Origin of the sequence: Stutzerimonas kirkiae, assembly GCF_004327335.1 — a bacterium.
Taxonomy (GTDB): Bacteria; Pseudomonadota; Gammaproteobacteria; order Pseudomonadales; family Pseudomonadaceae; genus Stutzerimonas; species Stutzerimonas kirkiae.
Window position 1 is genome coordinate 26,479 of sequence record NZ_QJUO01000014.1, and the last position, 17,682, is coordinate 44,160.

General features: G+C 64.8%; 16 protein-coding genes. 10 read left to right on the plus strand and 6 right to left on the minus strand.

Annotated features, from left to right (window positions below; all coding sequences use genetic code 11):
- Positions 1 to 244: 244 nt before the first annotated feature.
- Both argF and DNJ95_RS09565 read left to right on the plus strand, forming a co-directional pair.
- A complete protein-coding gene (gene argF / locus DNJ95_RS09560) occupies positions 245 to 1,162 on the plus strand; it encodes an ornithine carbamoyltransferase (RefSeq protein WP_131184500.1) in 918 nt (305 codons plus the stop codon).
- Positions 1,159 to 2,274, plus strand: coding sequence for an ABC transporter ATP-binding protein (locus DNJ95_RS09565; protein ID WP_131184501.1), 1,116 nt, complete (start codon positions 1,159 to 1,161; stop codon positions 2,272 to 2,274). The genes argF and DNJ95_RS09565 overlap by 4 nt, the downstream gene beginning before the upstream one ends.
- 276 nt (positions 2,275 to 2,550) lie before the next feature.
- Here DNJ95_RS09565 and tadA read toward each other — a convergent pair whose 3' ends face one another.
- Both tadA and DNJ95_RS09575 read right to left on the minus strand, forming a co-directional pair.
- Positions 2,551 to 3,045: a tRNA adenosine(34) deaminase TadA gene (tadA, locus tag DNJ95_RS09570; protein WP_131184502.1), complete on the minus strand. Its 495-nt coding sequence runs from the start codon at positions 3,043 to 3,045 to the stop codon at positions 2,551 to 2,553.
- A gap of 7 nt (positions 3,046 to 3,052) precedes the next feature.
- Entirely contained in the window at positions 3,053 to 4,423 is a 1,371-nt protein-coding gene (locus DNJ95_RS09575) for a multicopper oxidase family protein (protein WP_131184503.1), read from the minus strand.
- Between the two features lie 342 nt (positions 4,424 to 4,765).
- On the opposite strand from DNJ95_RS09575, the gene DNJ95_RS09580 reads away from it, so the two are divergent.
- The 4 genes from DNJ95_RS09580 to DNJ95_RS09595 all read left to right on the plus strand — a co-directional run bounded on the left by DNJ95_RS09580 (position 4,766) and on the right by DNJ95_RS09595 (position 6,972).
- On the plus strand, positions 4,766 to 5,449 hold the full coding sequence (locus tag DNJ95_RS09580; RefSeq protein ID WP_131184504.1) for a CsgG/HfaB family protein: 684 nt from the start codon (positions 4,766 to 4,768) through the stop codon (positions 5,447 to 5,449).
- Between the two features lie 24 nt (positions 5,450 to 5,473).
- On the plus strand, positions 5,474 to 5,839 hold the full coding sequence (locus DNJ95_RS09585; RefSeq protein WP_131184505.1) for a DUF4810 domain-containing protein: 366 nt from the start codon (positions 5,474 to 5,476) through the stop codon (positions 5,837 to 5,839).
- Complete coding sequence (locus DNJ95_RS09590; RefSeq protein ID WP_131184506.1) at positions 5,836 to 6,498, plus strand: DUF799 domain-containing protein; 663 nt, start codon at positions 5,836 to 5,838, stop codon at positions 6,496 to 6,498. Before DNJ95_RS09585 ends, DNJ95_RS09590 begins: the two co-directional genes overlap by 4 nt.
- Before the next feature lie 90 nt (positions 6,499 to 6,588).
- Entirely contained in the window at positions 6,589 to 6,972 is a 384-nt protein-coding gene (locus DNJ95_RS09595) for a VOC family protein (protein ID WP_131184557.1), read from the plus strand.
- A gap of 12 nt (positions 6,973 to 6,984) precedes the next feature.
- Here DNJ95_RS09595 and DNJ95_RS09600 read toward each other — a convergent pair whose 3' ends face one another.
- From DNJ95_RS09600 to DNJ95_RS09610, 3 genes are read right to left on the minus strand one after another with little or no spacing between them, the layout of a single operon-like run.
- The gene (locus DNJ95_RS09600) at positions 6,985 to 8,703 is read right to left on the minus strand and encodes an aryl-sulfate sulfotransferase (protein WP_181953387.1); all 1,719 of its coding nucleotides are present in this window, start codon (positions 8,701 to 8,703) and stop codon (positions 6,985 to 6,987) included.
- 59 nt (positions 8,704 to 8,762) lie between these two features.
- Positions 8,763 to 10,097, minus strand: a complete 1,335-nt coding sequence (locus tag DNJ95_RS09605) for an aryl-sulfate sulfotransferase (RefSeq protein WP_131184508.1) — start codon at positions 10,095 to 10,097, stop codon at positions 8,763 to 8,765.
- Between the two features lie 25 nt (positions 10,098 to 10,122).
- Entirely contained in the window at positions 10,123 to 12,483 is a 2,361-nt protein-coding gene (locus DNJ95_RS09610) for a TonB-dependent receptor (protein WP_131184509.1), read from the minus strand.
- Between the two features lie 189 nt (positions 12,484 to 12,672).
- On the opposite strand from DNJ95_RS09610, the gene DNJ95_RS09615 reads away from it, so the two are divergent.
- The 3 genes from DNJ95_RS09615 to DNJ95_RS09625 all read left to right on the plus strand — a co-directional run bounded on the left by DNJ95_RS09615 (position 12,673) and on the right by DNJ95_RS09625 (position 15,706).
- On the plus strand, positions 12,673 to 13,626 hold the full coding sequence (locus DNJ95_RS09615) for a LysR family transcriptional regulator (RefSeq protein ID WP_131184510.1): 954 nt from the start codon (positions 12,673 to 12,675) through the stop codon (positions 13,624 to 13,626).
- Positions 13,627 to 13,722: 96 nt separating this feature from the next.
- Positions 13,723 to 14,781, plus strand: a complete 1,059-nt coding sequence (locus DNJ95_RS09620; protein ID WP_131184511.1) for an ABC transporter substrate-binding protein — start codon at positions 13,723 to 13,725, stop codon at positions 14,779 to 14,781.
- A 205-nt stretch (positions 14,782 to 14,986) separates the two neighbouring features.
- Positions 14,987 to 15,706: an SIMPL domain-containing protein gene (locus tag DNJ95_RS09625; RefSeq protein WP_131184512.1), complete on the plus strand. Its 720-nt coding sequence runs from the start codon at positions 14,987 to 14,989 to the stop codon at positions 15,704 to 15,706.
- Positions 15,707 to 15,891: 185 nt separating this feature from the next.
- Here DNJ95_RS09625 and DNJ95_RS09635 read toward each other — a convergent pair whose 3' ends face one another.
- Positions 15,892 to 16,515 carry a LysE family translocator gene (locus tag DNJ95_RS09635; RefSeq protein ID WP_131184513.1) on the minus strand — a complete coding sequence of 208 codons (624 nt, stop codon included), beginning with the start codon at positions 16,513 to 16,515 and terminating at the stop codon, positions 15,892 to 15,894.
- A gap of 50 nt (positions 16,516 to 16,565) precedes the next feature.
- On the opposite strand from DNJ95_RS09635, the gene DNJ95_RS09640 reads away from it, so the two are divergent.
- Positions 16,566 to 17,528 (plus strand): 2-hydroxyacid dehydrogenase, encoded by a 963-nt coding sequence (locus tag DNJ95_RS09640; RefSeq protein ID WP_131184514.1) that lies wholly within the window; start codon positions 16,566 to 16,568, stop codon positions 17,526 to 17,528.
- The last annotated feature ends 154 nt before the right edge of the window (positions 17,529 to 17,682 follow it).

Sequence of the window (17,682 nt, forward strand, 5' to 3'; positions counted from 1 at the left end):
CACGTTATGCCGCGCATTGTAACGCAAAGGAATGTGCAAGGCCGAGTGCCAGCCTGGGATTTATCCGTCATGGCGCGCCATCGTGGTGCCATATAGCCGAATTTGCGCCCTTCCACGCTTTCTGGATAAGATCGCGCCTTTCCCCGTTTTGTCGCCCCCGGAATGCGACCCTTTGTCGCCGGGCTTCGTGTTTTCCGAAAAGCACCTGCCGGACAACGGACACAAGCAATTGAAAGGTATCGATATGAGCGTAAGGCATTTTCTCTCACTGATGGACTGCACGCCCCAGGAGCTGTCCGGCCTGGTCCGTCGCGGCATCGAGCTGAAGGATCTGCGCAAGCGCGGCGTACCCTTCGAACCGCTGAAGAGTCGCGTGCTGGGCATGATCTTCGAGAAGGCTTCGACCCGCACACGGCTGTCGTTCGAGGCCGGCATGATCCAACTGGGCGGCCAGGCGATCTTTCTTTCGCCGCGCGACACCCAGCTCGGTCGCGGTGAACCGATCAGCGACTCGGCCATCGTCATGTCGCGCATGCTCGACGCGGTGATGATCCGTACCTTCGCCCACGCGACCCTGACCGAGTTCGCGGCGCACTCCAGCGTGCCGCTGATCAATGGCCTCTCCGATGACCTGCATCCCTGCCAGGTACTGGCGGATATGCAGACCTTCCAGGAGCATCGCGGCAATATCGCCGGCAAGACCGTCGCCTGGATCGGTGACGGCAACAACATGTGCAACACCTATATGGAAGCGGCCATCCAGTTCGACTTCCAGTTGCGTATCGCCTGCCCGCAAGGCTACGAGCCGGATGCCGGACTACTGGCCCGCGCCGCTGATCGCGTGCAACTGCTGCGTGACCCACGCGAAGCGGTTGCCGGCGCACACCTGGTCAGCACCGATGTCTGGGCCTCCATGGGCCAGGAAGACGAGGCGGCGGCCCGTCTCGAACTGTTCCGCCCCTACCAGGTGAACCCGACCCTGCTCGATGCCGCCGCCGAGGACGTGGTCTTCATGCACTGCTTGCCCGCGCACCGTGGCGAGGAAATCAGCCACGACCTGCTCGACGACCCGCGATCCCTCGCCTGGGACCAGGCGGAGAATCGCCTGCACGTGCAAAAGGCCCTGCTCGAATTCCTCATGCTGCCGAACAGCCGCCCATGAACGACGGCACGTCGCTGCTGGAGCTGCGCGGCCTGGCCTGCGGTTATGGCGACCAGCGCATCGTCGAGGCGCTGAACCTGCGCCTCGAACGTGGCGACATCGGCTGCCTACTCGGCCCTTCCGGCTGCGGCAAGACCACCACGCTGCGCGCCATCGCTGGCTTCGAGCCAGTACACGAAGGTGAAATCATCCTGGCTGGCCAGCGCATTTCCAGTGCCGGACATACCCTGGCACCGGAAAAGCGCCGCATCGGCATGGTGTTCCAGGACTATGCGTTGTTCCCGCACCTGACCGTCGCCGAAAACGTCGCCTTTGGCATTCGCAAGCACCCCGAGGCAGCGCGCATCGTCGAAGAGATGCTCGAACTGGTCAACCTCTCGGCGCTGCGCCAGCGTTATCCCCACGAACTCTCCGGCGGCCAGCAGCAACGGGTCGCACTGGCCCGCGCACTGGCCCCGGAACCCGAACTGCTGCTGCTCGACGAACCCTTTTCCAACCTCGATGTCGAGTTGCGCCGACGCCTGAGCCGTGAAGTACGGGAAATCCTCAAGCTCCGTGGCACCAGCGCCATCCTGGTCACCCACGACCAGGAAGAAGCCTTCGCCGTCAGCGATCAGGTCGGCGTGTTCAAGGATGGTCACCTGCAACAGTGGGATACCCCCTTCAACCTCTACCACAAGCCGCAGACGCCTTTCGTCGCCAGTTTCATCGGCCAGGGCTATTTCATTCGTGGCCAATCCCTCAGCGCCCAAGGCGTACAGACCGAGCTGGGCAACATCCGTGGCCTGAGCACCTGCATTGGCTCATGCGACGGCCCAAGTGGCAGCGCCGTGGACGTGCTGCTGCGCCCGGACGACATCGTCCCTGCGCCGGACAGCGCGTTGCGCGCCAGGGTCGTCGGCAAGACCTTCCAGGGCGCTTCGACCCTCTACCGACTGGAGCTGCCGACCGGCACGCAACTGGAGGGGCTGTTCCCCAGCCACGCCGATCATGCGCTCGGCCAGGAGGTCGGCATCGCCATCGCCGCCGACCACCTTGTGGTGTTCCCCGCCCAGGGCAGTATCGCCGCCCACGAAAATATCGAAGGCGTACGCCGCTACAGCGACAACTGAAGGTCGGTTGGACGGTATGCAAGCGGGTTGGCAATCAAGTCCGCAGCGTGTCGGTACACCGCTGTCGGTTTCGTCGGCTCTTTCCCACAGGCACCGCCGAAAGTGGCTGTGCGGATGACTGGTGGCGGGACGGGGCACGCGTGAATGCATCCCTGTAGCTCTTCGCCACCCGACATTCATACAGGGACGATGATCCCGAGGTCGCGCCCAACGATCCTCAAGCCAGGCACACCATTGCCAATCCAGTACCCGGATGGCGCAATCGTCCAGTGAAACTCAGCCGTCCACACGCGGCTTGCGCCGCCGCTCGGCGAAAAAGGCCCGCAGCAGTTCCCCGCAGTCCTCCATCAGCACCCCGCCCTCGACCAGCACCCGGTGATTGAGCCAGGGCTGCTCGAAAAAGCGCCCCTGGCTGATGACCACGCCGGCACGCGGCTCAGGGGTACCGTAGACCACGCGCTCGATACGCGAATGCACGATCAGCCCCGCACACATGCTGCAAGGCTCCAGGGTGACGTAAAGCGTGGTCCCCGGCAGACGATAGTTCTGCCGCTCCTGCGCCGCCACACGGATGGCGACCATCTCCGCATGGGCGCTGGGGTCGTGGCTGGAGATCGGCCGGTTGAAGCCGCGCCCGATCACTTCGCCATCACACACCAGCACAGCGCCCACCGGAACCTCTCCCATCGCCGCCCCCTGCCGCGCCAGTTGCAGGGCCTCATGCATGAAATGCTCGTCACGGCTGCGATCGATCACACGCAGAACTTTCATCGCTCGCCTATACCACTTCTATCGCAGCCATCAGGCCGGTTTCCATATGGTCGATGACATGGCAGTGGAACATCCAGACGCCCGGGTTATCCGCCACCAGCGCCACCTGCGCAGTCTCGTTGCGGCCCAGCAGGTAGGTATCGGTGAAGTAGGGCTCGATACGCTTGCGGTTCGAAGACAGCACCTTGAACACCAGGCCGTGCAGATGGATCGGGTGCTGGTACTGGCTGACATTGCGCAGCTCGAATATATAGTGGCCATTCTTGTGCAGGGTCGCGATGGGACGCTCGACACAGGTCTTGTCGTTGATATCCCAGGCCTGGCCATTGATCTGCCAGAAGGTCGGCACGGCGCCTTCGCCAGTGTCGGCGGACAACGCCCCCGCCCACTCGAAGTTGAAGCGCAGTTTCTGTGCCCGCGCCAGGTCCGGCTCGGCGACGGGGTTGGCCGGCAGCGCCGCCGGCCAGTCGCCCGGCGCTTCGCCGGCCACGACCGAGCGCAAGGTGCCCAGGCGCAGCGGACCATTGCGCAGCGCCAGCTCGCGCCCCGCCTCGGGCACCCGCAAGCCGACATCGATACGCATGCCCGGCCCCAGCCAGTACTCCTTGCCCAGGGGCCTGGGCTGGATCGGGTGCCCATCGAGGGCATAGATACGCACCTCGGCATCCGGCAGGTTGAGGCGATAGGTCAGGGTGTTGTCCAGGTTGAGGATACGCAGGCGCACCACCTGGCCGGCCGGCAGCTCCAGGGTTGGCGCATGCACGCCATTGAGGCTGGAAAGCACGCCGGGGGTGCCGCCCCGCGCCGCTTCACGCGGCACGCTGAAATCGCTGAAGGCACCCTCGCGGTCCAGGTGCCAGTGCTTGAGGTTCAACGTACGCTCATGGCGGAAGCCGCTGCCCTCGCGCTCCTCGATGATCAACGGCCCCACCAGGCCGCGCCCCAGTTGCTCGGCACTGGAAGTGTGCGGGTGATACCAGAAGGTGCCGGCATCCTCGACGCGGAAGCGGTAGTCGAAATACTCCCCCGGTAGCACCGGCAACTGTGAAAGATAGGGCACGCCGTCCATCTCCAGCGGCAGACGGATGCCATGCCAGTGAATGGTGGTTGGCTGTGGCAGGTGGTTGATGAAGCGCACCCGCAACCAGTCGCCCTGGCGCGCGCGCAGCTCAAGCCCGGGCGCCTGGCCACCATAGGCCCAGACCTCGGTGGCATGGCCGGGCACCAGTTCCACCTGCATGGGTGCGGCGATCAGTTCGTAGTCATGCCCGGCACTATCGGCCGGGCGCCCCAGCCAGTAGCGGGCGCCTCCCGCACCGAGGCCGACCACCGCCACACCGGCCAGGCCGGCAAGGATTTGTCTGCGGGTAAAGGACATGATGCGTGCTTCCTGAGCGGCAAGGTTGCTTCAGGCCCGGCGAACCTGAGAGCAGAGGCGACTATTCTGGCACAGCCGTCAAGTGCGAGACACCGACCCGGTGCCGCAGCCATACCGACCTGCCGATTAAATGGAGACGGTTCGAAAGCGAATATCGTCCTTCATAAAGGCAAAATTATATTATTCTCAGCAACTTCCTGACACTCGGCCATTCAATGGAAAGCGCCGTCATGGCGCTTCGCCCCATCCAATCGCATGAGCCTCTAGAATCCCCATAAAGACAAGACCAAGCGACTTCAGCCAACTGCATGCCACACAGCTATATAACCAAGGAGCTACACAATGAGTCCCATTGCAAGACAGGCGGCCGTACCTCTCATGGCGGCCATGGTCCTGGCCGGCCTCGCCGGCTGCGCCACGGAAACCTCGCGCGCCCTGCCGGTGCAACAGGTAGAGAGCATCAATCGCCCCTACGAAGGCCTGCGCTCCCCGATTGCCGTAGGCAAGTTCGATAACCGCTCCAGCTATATGCGCGGCATTTTCTCCGATGGCGTGGATCGCCTCGGTGGGCAGGCCAAGACCATTCTCATCACTCACTTGCAACAGACCGGTCGCTTCAATGTCCTGGATCGCGACAACATGAGCGAGATCCAGCAGGAAGCCGCAATCAAGGGGCAGGCCCAACGCCTGAAAGGCGCCGACTATGTGGTGACTGGCGATGTCACCGAATTCGGCCGCAAGGAAGTCGGGGACCGCCAGTTGTTCGGAATCCTGGGCCGCGGCAAATCACAGGTGGCCTATGCCAAGGTGGCCCTGAACATCGTCAATATCTCGACATCCGAAGTCGTCTATTCGACCCAGGGCGCGGGTGAGTATGCCCTGTCCAACCGCGAGATCATCGGTTTCGGCGGCACCGCCAGCTATGACTCCACCCTCAATGGCAAGGTGCTCGACCTGGCCATGCGTGAAGCGGTTAACAAACTGGTCGATGCCGTGGAGAGCGGCAACTGGAAACCACAACACTAAGCACTGGCTCAAGGAACAAGAACCATGCAACATCTGCTTTCTTCGGCACGCACCGCGCTGCTTGCCCTGCTCGGTAGTCTGGCCCTGGCTGGCTGCAGCGGCCCACAGACGATCTACCAATGGGAGGGCTACCAGGCCCAACTCAACCAGTATTTCAAGGGCGAATCCCCGGAAGCCCAGGTCGAGGCCCTGGAGGCCGGGCTGGAAAAGATCAAGGCCAGGAACGGCGCGGTTCCACCGGGCTACCATGCGCAACTGGGCCTGCTCTATTCCAGCCTCGGCAAGGACGACCAGATGATCCGCCAGTTCGAGACCGAGAAGACACTTTTCCCCGAGTCGACCCCCTACATGGATTTCCTGATGACTAATGCCAAGGGAGGCGCCCAATGATCCCCCGCCTCTCCAGACTCTGCGTCTGCCTGGCCACTCTGGCGGTACTCGCGGGCTGCGCCCCGACCAGGAGTGTCGATTACTCCGCCTATAAGCAGGCCCAGCCACGCTCGATCCTGGTGCTACCACCACTGAACGAGTCACCCGATGTCAAAGCCACCTACAGCATGCTCGCCCAAGTGACCTTCCCGCTTGCCGAAGCCGGCTACTACGTGGTGCCGGTCGGGCTCATGGCCGAGACTTTCCGCCAGAATGGCCTGAGCAGCGCCGGAGATGTCCATCAGGTGTCGCCAGCCAAGCTGCGGGAAATCTATGGCGCCGACGCCGCGCTCTACGTCACGGTCAGCCAATATGGCACCCAGTACATGGTCATCAGCAGTGCCAGTATCGTCACCGCCAGCGCCAAGCTGGTAGACCTGCGCAGTGGCACTACGCTTTGGACAGGCTCGGCCAGCGCATCCAGCGAAGAAGGCAATAGCGGCAGCGGCGGCGGCCTGATCGGCATGCTGATCACCGCGGCAGTGAAACAGATCATCAACAGCTCCATGGAGGATGCCGCCTACCCCATAGCCGGTATCACCAGCGCTCGCCTGTTCTCGGCAGGCCAGCCCGCGGGCCTGCTGTACGGCCCGCGCTCGCCGAGATACGGTACCGACTGAGCGCCCTGCCCGGCGGAACCCCGAGCGGGGCTCCGCCAGCGTTCGCAGGGTCATTGCATGACCCCGCCCTGTATCATTGGAGAGTTTTCCATGATCGCCCAGCTCGACCACCTGGTACTCACCACCACCGACGAAGCCGCCTGCGTGGCCTTCTATGTGGACCTGCTGGGCATGCGCCTGGAGGTCTTCGGCCAGGGGCGCAAGGCCTTCCGTTTCGGCGAGCAGAAGATCAACCTGCATATCAAGGGCCGCGAATTCGAACCCAAGGCCCACACACCGGTACCCGGCGCGCTGGACCTGTGCTTTATCGCCGACCGGCCGCTGGACCAAGTCATCGCCGAGTTGCAGGCCAGGGGCGCCCGCATAATAGAAGGCCCGGTGGCCCGCACCGGGGCCACCGGGCCGATCCGCTCGATCTACCTGCGCGATCCCGACCTCAACCTGATCGAGATCGCCGAGCCGCTGCGCGACTGAGCCGCAGCGTGCTCAGAACGCCCGATCCAGGTCGATCACCAGCGCCCGGTAGCCGACGTTGCCGGGTTGCAGGCTGGTCACGCGGAACTCGCTGAGTACCTCCTGGGTGCCGTATTTCACCTCGCTGAGCAGCGGGCGGGTGAGTTTGCGCGGGGTCAGGAAGTCCACCGAGGCCGAGTAGATCAGTTGCGTGTCGCTGTCCGCGCGGTACTCCACCACCGAGGTGATCGGGCTGTACCAGGCGTCGCCACGCTCCCTGCCGTATTCCCAGACCTGCTGCACGGTGCCTTTGGCCTCGTCGATGCGGTATTCCACGGCGCGGCTGTAGTTGCCCTCCAGCTTGGTCGGGGCGAAATCGCGGCCCCAGCCGTTGTCGAATACGCTCAGCGTGCCCTTGCCGGTCAGCCAGGCGGTGTGCTGGGTCCAGCCCCAGTCGAAGTCACCCTCGTAGCGCCCCTGCGCATCGCGCGCCAGCGGCGTGCCCTGGGCGTCCACCGGGGTCAACAGCTTCTCGCGCAACGCCGGGTTCCAGCCCTGCTCGGCGGCCAGGATCCACTTCACCTGCTTGTCACGACCGATCTTGGCCACGCCCTGGTGGCGCGCCGAGATGATGATGCTGTCGTCACTCGGGTCGTAGTCGATGGAGTTGACGTGCGCCCAGTTGCGCCCACGGCCGACCCCCGGTACATCGCCGAAGGGCAGGTTGTCGCCCTCCAGCCGCTCGTTGGCGGCCAGTTCGTCACCCTTGGCCGACTCGTCGGGCAGCAGCACCGCGACCTTGCCCAGGGTGTGCAGCAGTTCCGCGCGGTAGGGGTCGAGGATTCGCCCCAGGTCCCAGAAGTCGACCACTTCGCCGGCGGCGTCCACTTCCAGGATATGGTCGCGCACGGTGCGCACCTGCTTGCCATCGTCGCGCCGGGTGTCGCTGCTAGCGACCCGCAGCAGGTAGCTGCCCCGGGCGGTCTCGCGGATTTCATGGGAGAAGTCGGCGAACTTGGCAGGCAGGCGGCGATCCCACAGCGGCCGCCCGAGCAGGTCGTGCTTGTAGTAGCGCTGGCCCTGGCCCCAGATCAGCTTGCCGTCGGCGGTCTGCTGGAAGCCCATGCTGGCACCCAGGCCATCGACGTGGCTGGAGTCGTGCAGGCGCTCGATATCCAGGTACCAGCGCACCTCGCCGCGGGTGTCGGCGATCCAGTTGACCCCCACCGAATCCCACTCGGCGGCGCCGCCCTGGGCGTTCCACTTGAGCTGGCGGTTGCCGGGAATCTCGGTCAGCAGGTGGTTGAACAGGTACAGGCGCTTTTTCAGTGAGGGATCGACCTTGAGCGGCTCGACCTGCGGCAAGGCGCCGGTCTGGCAGGCGAGCGTCGGCAGGCGCACGGCGGGGGCGTAGATCTGGTAGCGCTCGCGCACCCGTTCGCCATTCAGGGTATAGGCCACTTCCACCAGGTTGACGTGGTCCGGGTAGAGGCCGAACACCGGGATGCCGCCATGCTGCCAGAGCGTGCTGTCGCGCACCTGGTAGTCGATATCGACGCCCTGCTCGCCGCGCCCCAGCACGCGCACCCGCGCTTGGCCGATGCTCTGCCCGCCATCGCGGATCACCGCGGTCAGCGGCGCGATACGGTAGGGGTTGACCACCACCGAGCCCAGGCGGGTGGTGGTGCTGTCGGGAATCTTCGCGGTCAGGCAGGCGCCTTCCGGGAGTGCGGTAGTGTTCTGTTCGGTCATGACAATCATCCAGCTACTTGCAAAGCCTGGCGGCGCCCATGCGCCGCCAGGAACAGGGATCAATGGTTGGTGGGTACACGGAAGTCCGACAGTGCCGGTGGCGTCACCGCCTTCTCGCTGCGCGGCGTGCCGGCGGGCACCCAGTCATAGGGCACCGGCTGGGCTCGGTAGAGCCAGTTGCTGGTGGCGTTGCCATGGGAGAACTTGCCGAAATAGGGGCTCACGTATTCCCAGACGATCTCGCCAGCCGGTGTCACCTGGAAGATGCGCCCGAACATGCCTTCGTCGATCAGCGTGTTGCCATTGGGCAGGCGCCGCGCACTGCTGATGAAGGTGCTGTTGAACTGCCACAGCGGCTGGGCGGAGTTGGTCGCGTTGTACTGCCAGACGATCTGCTTGCTGAGCGGATCGATCTCGACCACCCGCGAGCCGCCGATGATGCTGGCCGGCAGCGCCGGGTAGCCGGAGCCGCCCTGGTTGTCGAAGATCAGGATATTGCCTTCGCCCGGATAGCCCCTGGGGATCAGGTTGGCGTCGTGCAGGCCGGCCAACTGGTCCACCGGGCGCGGCAGGCTGGCATTCACCGGCGCCAGTGCCGGGTAGTTCGGCCCCAGGTTCCACACCACCTTGCCGGTCCGCTTGTCGATGATGGCGACGAAGTTGGCTTCCCGCGAATCGACGATCAGGTTGTCCGGGTGGAAGCGCTGGTCGCCCTGCTCGTACCACTTGTTCGGGCCGAGGGTCTTGAGGTCGTTGAAGTGCAGGTAGTCAGCCTTGTCGGTATTGCGCACCAGCTCCAGTTGCTCCGCAGTGAAGCCGAACTCCTCCAGGTGCTCGGACGCCAGCCACTGCCAGACGATCCTGCCATCCGGATCGACCTCATAGATCACGTCATCGATGGTTTCATCCAGCTTGAAGCCCTCGATCCGGTGCAATTTGTTGGCCAGCAGCAGCGTATTGCCGTTGGCCAGGCGCTGCCAGTCATGGTGCTGGAGCGCCGAACCCGTTGGCGCCTGCTCGCCCCATGTCCATACCGGCTTGCCATTCCAGTCCAGTTCGCCGATGACATGGGTGTTGAGGCCATTGCCGAAGCCGCGCGGGTCGAGTTCCTTGCGCTTTTCCAGGCGCACCAGCACATGGCCGCGCTGACCGCCGTTGACGGCCGGGTCGATCAGCCCGGAGGGCGAGCCGACATGCTCCCAGCGACGGATCTCGTTGCCATTGGCGTCGATCAGGTAGGTCTTCTCGTCGGCGGCGCCGAACAGCACGTAGCCGTTCCAGGCCTTTTGCGGATCGTAGCGGGTCACGCCGGTCGGGTAGACGCTCGGCGCGGCCTGGGCGATGCCCGCCAGCAGCGAGGCAGCCAATGCCAGGGAATGCAATTGCAGTTTCATGCGCACGTCCTCAGAAATAGTAGGCTCAGAAATCGTAGCGGGCGGTCAGGCCCAGGGTGCGAGGCGTGCCGAGCACACCGGAATAACCACCGTTGGCGCTGTTCCACAGGCTGGTGAAGTAGCTCTTGTCACCGGCGTTTTTCAGCCACAGCGAGACATCCCACTGCCCATCGCCCAGGTCGCCACGCAGGCCGGCGGACAGGTTGACCAGCGCATAGCTGGGGATCTGGCCGTATTCGGAGTCGTCGATGGTGCCCACGGCCCTGGAACGGAAGGCATAGCTGGCGTTGACGTAGGGTTGCAGGCCGCTGTCCAGGGTCCACTGGTAGCTGCCATTGAGGTTGGCGATCCACTTCGAGGCGCCGACCACCTGGTGCCCGGTCAGATCGCAGGAAGCGGGAGCGCCGGCCTGGAAGGACACTTCCGGCGGGCAGGGCGCATCCTCGTAGTCGGTATAGCGCACATCGTTCCAGGAGCCGTTGGCATTCAGCGTCAGGCCGCGCACGGGCTTCCAGGTGCTTTCCAGTTCCAGGCCGCGGGAGCGGACTTCGCCGGCATTGGTCAGGTACTGGGTACGGGTCGAATGGTCGTAGGCATTGGCCTGGTAGCCGCTGACTTCGGTCCAGAACAGGTTGGCGTTGAACAGCAGGCTGTTGTCCAGCCAGGTGCTCTTGAAGCCCAGTTCGGCGTTGTTGGAACGCTCGGTGCCCACCAGCAGCGAATCGGCGCCGGCGGTCGGCGCGGCGCCCACGGTCAGGTTGACCCCGCCGGATTTCTCGCCATGGGCCAGCGAGCCGTAGCCGAGCAGCGTCGGCATGAACTGGTAGCTCAGGCTGAGCAGGCCGGACGGGCTGAAGCTGTGCAGGCTCAGGTCATCCGAATCGTAGGCGCCATGCCGCCCCTGGCGCTGGGTCGCGGCGGTGCCGGTCACCGCCGCACCGCCGATCGGCGCATCGCGGGTGACCCAAGCATCCTTTTCCTCGTAGGTGCCGCGTATACCGGCAGTCAAGTCCAGGCGCTCGGTCAGGTGCCATGTGCCCTGGGCGAACAGCGCATAACTGTCGGTATCGATATGCCCGTAGCCGAAGCTGGTGACATTGGCCAGCGCACCGGGGGCCGTACCGTTCCAGACATCTGCCAGGGGGCCGTAGAAATTGTGCTGGCGGTTGTCCAGGTCCTGCTTGAACCAGTAGGCGCCGAGCACATAGTCGAACGCCCCGCCGGTCGGCGACGCCAGGCGGATCTCCTGGGAATACTGCTTGTCGCGCACCCGCACACCGGCGTTGATCGACGCCGAGACGTTCAGGCCGTCGTCGTTGCGCGGGGTGAAATCCCACCAGCGGTAGGCGGTGATGGAGGTCAGGGTGAAGTCATTGGGCAGGGTCCAGTTGGCCTCCAGCGAGGTGCCGCCCTGGAACACCGTGACCTGCTGGTCCGAATCGAAATTGACCTTGCGGTCCTTGCCGTACACCAGGGTCGCGCCCGCCGCCGCCGCCCGCTGCTCGTAGCGGTTGACACCGTTGATGGTCGGCCCGGTGCTGTGCAGGGTGAGGATGCCGTTGTTGGAGTCCTCCTCGTTGTACTCGCCGATCCAGCGCAGGTTGAAGGTTTCGCTCGGCTGCCACAGCAGTTGCCCACGGAAGCCCTGGCGCGCACCGCCGTTCAGGCTGTCGCCGTTGTAGACGTTCTTCACATAGCCGTCATCGCGGGTGCGATAGGCCGACAGGCGCCCGGCCAGGGTCTCGCTGAGCGGGCCGGAGATGCTGCCCTTGGTCTGGAAATAGCCATCCTCGCCGACCGAGGTCTCGATACTGCGCTCCGCCGTGAATGTCGGCTTGCGGGTGCTGATATTGAGCACCCCGGCGGTGGTGTTCTTGCCGAACAGGGTGCCCTGGGGGCCGCGCAGCACGTCGATCTGCTCCACGTCGAGCAGGTCGAACACGGCCATGCCGGGGCGCCCCAGGTAGACGTTGTCCAGGTACACGCCGACGCTGCCCTCCAGGCCATCGCTGGCCGGGTTGTTGCCCAGGCCACGGATAGCGATGCTCGACTGGCGCGCATGCACGTAGGCGACACTGGTGCTGGGCACCAGTTGCTGGATGTCCTGTACCCGATAGATGCGCTGGTTTTCCAGAACCTCCCCACCCAGCACGCTGATCGGCGTCGGTACGTCCTGGGCACTCTCCTCGCGGCGACGGGCATTGACGGTCACCGTGCCGAGCGCGGTGTCGGCGTTCGCTCGCGCCAGTGCCGGGCCTTCGGTCTCGGCCCCATGGGCTTGCAGCGCCATGCTCAAGGTGCCCAGCAGTACGGCCCCGGCCAGCGGCTTCAAGGCTCGGGTCAGAGGGATTGGCCTGTTCACCGGCCAGGTGTCGATAACGTTCATGCAATGTTCCTGAATAGTCGCGACGAGCGTTTCCGTATGGCGGAGGCGAATCGGCGTTGCGGGTTGGCTTATATACCCAGCGAGAATATTTATATTCGATAACTGAGCTTTTAGTCATATGAGATTGCATTTATAAATAGCCCATCCCCGTGCAGCAATTGCATTCGATCGAAAGTTGCCATGTAGAAAATGCATATAGACCTCCGCCAGCTCCGCCACTTCGTCGCCCTGATCGAGCACCGCAGCTTCGTCGCCGCGGCCGACGCGGTGAACCTTTCGCAATCTGCCTTCAGCCGCAGCATCCAGGCCCTGGAGCACAGCGCCGGCTACCAGTTGGTCGACCGCGCCAGCAAGCAACTGCCGCCGACCAAGCAGGGCCTGGTGGTGCTCGAGCACGCCCGCAGGCTGCTGCGCAGCGCCCATGACCTGAGCCTGGAGATCGACCGCTTCAATGGCGAGGAAAGCGGCGAACTGCTGTTCGGTTGCGGGCCGGCCCCCGCCGCGCAACTGATCCCGCGCGCCATCGCACGCTTCATCGGCGACTACCCGAAGGCCCATGTGCGTTTCCTGGTGGACAACTGGCAGGAACTGGACAAGCGCCTGACCAACGAGGAGATCGAATTCTTCGTTGCCGATACCCGGCATTTCGAAGCCAACCCGGACTACCGGATTATTCGCCTCAGGCCACAGAAGTGGTACTTCTGCTGCCGCAGCGGGCACCCGCTGGCCGCCGCGGAGGAAGTCAGTTGCGAGCAAGTGTTCAGCTACCCGCTGGCCACCACCTTCCGCCCGCCGAACATTCGCAAGGTGCTGGTGGACTACAGCCGCCGGCGGGATTTCACCCCGGCGGTGGAATGCGAGCACGGGCATGCCCTGCTCAATGTGGTGCGCCACTCCGACGCCATCGGCATCGCCAACCCGGTCAATCTGGAGGAATACCTGCTCAAGGACGAGCTGAAGATCCTGCAGGTGCACGACCTGCCGGGGCACCTGGAAGAACTCAATACCCGCTATGGCATCGTCAGCCGGGTCAACCGCAGCTTGTCGCCGCTGGCTCGCGCCATGTCCGAGCAGATCGAGCGCAGCGATACCCAGCTCGCCGACCAGCTCGCCGGGCTTTCGCTCAGCCGGCTCGGCGTCTGATTGCACGCCATGCATATCGTCTATGCCTGCATTGCGCTTGCCGTCCGCGGCATTGCTGCCTGAAATAGGCGCCCCGATCCTCACCCGGAGTCCGCCATGCCATGCCTCTTGAAACTGCTGGCCAGCGCCATGCTGGCCGTTACCGCCAGCCTGGCACTGGCTGCCGGGCAACCGGCCAGCATCCGCATCGGCAGCCCGGACCAGAGTGCCGGCAACAAGCCGTTCATCGCCGGCCCGCTGGGACTGGCGCATATCCACCAGCAATTGGAGCAGGCGTTCGCCGCCGATGGCGTGAAGATCGAATGGCACTTTTTCAAGGGCGCCGGCCCGGCGGTCAACGAAGCCTTCGCCAACCGCCAGTTGGATATCGCCTACCTCGGCGACCTGGCCGCCATCATCGGCCGCGCCAGTGGCCTGGAGACCCGCGTACTGCTCGGCTCACGTGGCGCCAACATGTACCTGGCGGCCACCCCGGAGTCATCCATCGAGGGCCTGGAAGACCTCAAGGGCAAGCGTATTTCCGTGTACCGGGGCACGGCGGACCAACTTTCCTTCGCCCGCGTACTGGCCAGCGCCGGCCTCAAGGAACGCGACCTGCGCATCGTCAGCCTGGACTGGAGCGCCGCCCGCGCCGCTCTCGCCGCCCGCCAGATCGATGCCGCCTGGTCCGGCATGGGCATCCTCGCCCTCGAAGCCCAGGGCATCGAGTTCCCCTTCGGCACCAAGCAGTTGCCGGTGACCTCCACCACCCAGGGCGCCCTGCTGGCCAGCGCCGACTTCATCCAGCGCTACCCTCAAGCCACGCAGAAGCTGGTGGATATCCTGGTGGGCAATGCGGCCTGGATCAGCGATGCGCGGAACCAGGATGAATATATCGACCTGCTGGCCAGCCAGAGCAGCATTCCCGCAGCGCTGTTCACCCGCGAGTTCCAGGGCGACGACCTCGTCCTGCGCAACTCGCCCCGGCTCGACGACTTCCTGCGCGCCAGCTTCCAGGACAGTGGCGAGCAGGCCCGCGCCCTGGGCCTGACCCGCCGCCCGGTGGAGATCGACGCCTGGTTCGAACCGAGCTTCGTCGAGAACGCCATCGTGCGCCAGGGGTTGCAGCTACTCTGGCCACGCTATGACCACGACGGCGAGCCCGCTACCGATTGAGTCGCCCGCGGGCCAGTCGCAGGGCACTGAAGGCGTCGACAAAAGCACTGAGGCTGGACGTAGAAGCGTTCCGTTCGGGCAGAAAACAGACTGTTTTCGTCCAGCCTCCAGCGCTTTTATCGGTTCTTTGAGCACAACCATGCGCTTGTCGGATAAGCGCGGATACGGGTAACGTGCCCCGACCATTTCCACTGGAGCACGCTCAATGGCACAGCGAGACAGAATCGCCGCCCTGATCCTCGGCGCCTTCCTTTGCCTGGGCCTGGTCATCCTCGGCCAGCAATTGGGCTCCGCGGCGATCCGCTTCAAGGAATACGACCGGTCGGTCACCGTCAAGGGCCTGTCCGAGCACGAATACCCGGCCGATATCGTCATCTGGCCGATCCAGTTCACCGTGACCAGCAACGACCTGGAAGACCTCTACAACCGCATCGAGCAGGACAGCGCCAAGATCGGCGCCTTCCTGCTGGCAAGAGGCATCCTGGCGAGCGAGATCACTCCCGCCATCCCCGATATCAGCGACCGTTCCGCACAGCGCTACTCCAGCAGCGACGGTGCCGAGTTCCGCTATATCGCCGTGCAGTCGCTGACGCTGTACTCCTCGCGCATCGACGAGGTACGCAGCGTCATGAACGGCCTGATGGAGCTGGGCAAGCAGGGCATCACCTTCGGCAGCGGCGACTACCAGGCGCGCCCGCAATACCTGTTCACCCGCCTGAACGAGGTCAAGCCGAAGATGATCGAGGAAGCCACGCGCCAGGCCCGCGAAGTCGCGCAGAAGTTCGCCGAGGACTCCGCGAGCAAGCTGGGCAAGATCCGCAAGGCCTCCCAGGGCCAGTTCAGCATCGACGACCGCGATGCCAACAACCCGCATATCAAGCAGGTGCGGGTGGTATCGACGGTGGAATACTACCTGTCGGACTGAAGCGGCAAGCGGCAAGCGGCAAGCGGCAAGCGGCAAGCGGCAAGCGGCAAGCGGCAAGCGGCAAGCGGCAAGCGGCATCAATGTGCGAGGCGGGGCAAAACCCGGTCAAGCGTTTCTTTGATGAAATCTCGCGGAAAGCGGTCTTGTAGGGTACGCCCTGGCGACAGTTGATTCGCGCCGTGGCACTAGCGCAACTCGCTGAACGCCAGGCGGATGCCGAGGCCGATCAGCAGCGCGCCGGTCAGGCGGTCGAACCAGTGCCCCAGGCGGGCGAAACCGTTGCGCACCCCGGGGCGGCTGAACAGCCAGGCCACCAGGCAGAACCACAGGCCTGTCGCGGTCGCCAGGTACAGGCCGTAACCGAGCTGGATCGCCAGCGGCGTGTGCGGGTCGATCACCACGGTGAACAGCGACAGGAAGAACAGCGTCGCCTTGGGGTTCAGCCCGTTGGTGACGAAACCGGTCACGAAGGCCTTGCGCGGTGACTGCCGCGCCCCCTGCGACGCATCGACCCGCAGTGCCATCGGCCTGGCGCGCAGGGCCGAGAAGCCCAGGTACAGCAGATAGGCCGCCGCCAGCCACTTGAACAGGTTGAACAACAGGATCGACTGCGACACGATCAGCCCGATACCCAGCAGCGAATAGACGACATGCACCAGGATGCCGCTGCCCACGCCGAACGCCGTCCAGGTGCCGGCACTGCGGCCCCGGCTCACGCTTTCACGCACCACCACGGCAAAATCCGGCCCGGGGCTGGCCACCGCCAGCAAATGAACCAGTGCCACCGTGAGGAACTCCATCCAGTACATTGCATACTCCCCGTTGACCCATCATTCCGATGAACTGCCAGAGACCCGCCATGAGCAGACGCCGCGCCGTATTTCTCGACCTGGAACCCCTCGACCAGCAGGACCTGGACCTCGCGCCCCTGCGCTCGGCGTTCGATGAACTCGAATGCCACCCCGGCAGCGCCCCCGGGCAGGTTGCCGAACGCCTGCGGGGGGCGCAGGTCGCCATCAGCAACAAGGTGCCGCTGGACGCCGCGACCCTGGCCCGCTGCCCGGAACTGGAGCTGATCCTGGTGGCCGCCACCGGCGTCAACAATATCGACCTGCAAGCCGCACGGCGGCAAGGCATCGTCGTCTGCAACTGCCAGGGCTACGGCACCGCGACGGTCGCCCAGCACACCCTGGCCCTGCTGCTGGCGCTGGCCACCCGCCTGGCCGACTACAACGCCGCGGTACAGGCCGGGCACTGGCAGCGCAGCGCGCAATTCTGCCTGCTGGACTACCCTATCGTCGAGTTGCAAGGCAAGGTGCTCGGGCTGCTCGGTCACGGCGAGCTGGGCAGCGCGGTGGCGCGCCTGGCCGAAGCGCTGGGCATGCGCGTGCTGATCGGCAACCTGCCAGGCCGCCCCGGGCGCACCGACCGCCTGGCGCTGGAGGAACTGCTGCCACAGGTGGATGCGCTGACCCTGCACTGCCCGCTCACCGAGCAGACCCGCGACCTGATCGGCGCCGGCGAGCTGCGCCTGATGAGACCCGGCGCCTTCCTGATCAACACCGCCCGTGGCGGGCTGGTGAACGAACAGGCCCTGGCCGACGCCCTGCGCGCGGGCCACCTGGGCGGCGCCGCCACGGACGTGCTCAGCCAGGAGCCGCCCCGCGACGGCAACCCCCTGCTGGCGGCGGACATCCCGCGCCTGCTGATCACCCCGCACAGCGCCTGGGGCAGCCGCGAAGCGCGGCAGCGCATCGTCATGCAACTGGTGGAAAACGCCGAGGCGTACTTCGCCGGGGTGCCACGACGCCAGGTTGGCTGATATCGCAACGCCCGCCCCTGGGGTCGGGCCAACGCTCAAGTGTCGCGATGGATGGCGACGGCGCACTCTACGCCGATGTGGCGAGGCTTCATGCGATTGCCCCGCCGGTACTTGCTACGAAGCGCCAACAGCCCCTAAGCTCGGCGCTTTTTGA

Bases quoted from the DNA above. Each gene is read 5' to 3' on its own strand.
- argF (WP_131184500.1), top strand. From the start codon at position 245: ATGAGCGTAAGGCATTTTCTCTCACTGATGGACTGCACGCCCCAGGAG.
- DNJ95_RS09565 (WP_131184501.1), top strand. From the start codon at position 1,159: ATGAACGACGGCACGTCGCTGCTGGAGCTGCGCGGCCTGGCCTGCGGT.
- tadA (WP_131184502.1), bottom strand. From the start codon at position 3,045: ATGAAAGTTCTGCGTGTGATCGATCGCAGCCGTGACGAGCATTTCATG.
- DNJ95_RS09575 (WP_131184503.1), bottom strand. From the start codon at position 4,423: ATGTCCTTTACCCGCAGACAAATCCTTGCCGGCCTGGCCGGTGTGGCG.
- DNJ95_RS09580 (WP_131184504.1), top strand. From the start codon at position 4,766: ATGAGTCCCATTGCAAGACAGGCGGCCGTACCTCTCATGGCGGCCATG.
- DNJ95_RS09585 (WP_131184505.1), top strand. From the start codon at position 5,474: ATGCAACATCTGCTTTCTTCGGCACGCACCGCGCTGCTTGCCCTGCTC.
- DNJ95_RS09590 (WP_131184506.1), top strand. From the start codon at position 5,836: ATGATCCCCCGCCTCTCCAGACTCTGCGTCTGCCTGGCCACTCTGGCG.
- DNJ95_RS09595 (WP_131184557.1), top strand. From the start codon at position 6,589: ATGATCGCCCAGCTCGACCACCTGGTACTCACCACCACCGACGAAGCC.
- DNJ95_RS09600 (WP_181953387.1), bottom strand. From the start codon at position 8,703: ATGACCGAACAGAACACTACCGCACTCCCGGAAGGCGCCTGCCTGACC.
- DNJ95_RS09605 (WP_131184508.1), bottom strand. From the start codon at position 10,097: ATGAAACTGCAATTGCATTCCCTGGCATTGGCTGCCTCGCTGCTGGCG.
- DNJ95_RS09610 (WP_131184509.1), bottom strand. From the start codon at position 12,483: ATGAACGTTATCGACACCTGGCCGGTGAACAGGCCAATCCCTCTGACC.
- DNJ95_RS09615 (WP_131184510.1), top strand. From the start codon at position 12,673: ATGCATATAGACCTCCGCCAGCTCCGCCACTTCGTCGCCCTGATCGAG.
- DNJ95_RS09620 (WP_131184511.1), top strand. From the start codon at position 13,723: ATGCCATGCCTCTTGAAACTGCTGGCCAGCGCCATGCTGGCCGTTACC.
- DNJ95_RS09625 (WP_131184512.1), top strand. From the start codon at position 14,987: ATGGCACAGCGAGACAGAATCGCCGCCCTGATCCTCGGCGCCTTCCTT.
- DNJ95_RS09635 (WP_131184513.1), bottom strand. From the start codon at position 16,515: ATGTACTGGATGGAGTTCCTCACGGTGGCACTGGTTCATTTGCTGGCG.
- DNJ95_RS09640 (WP_131184514.1), top strand. From the start codon at position 16,566: ATGAGCAGACGCCGCGCCGTATTTCTCGACCTGGAACCCCTCGACCAG.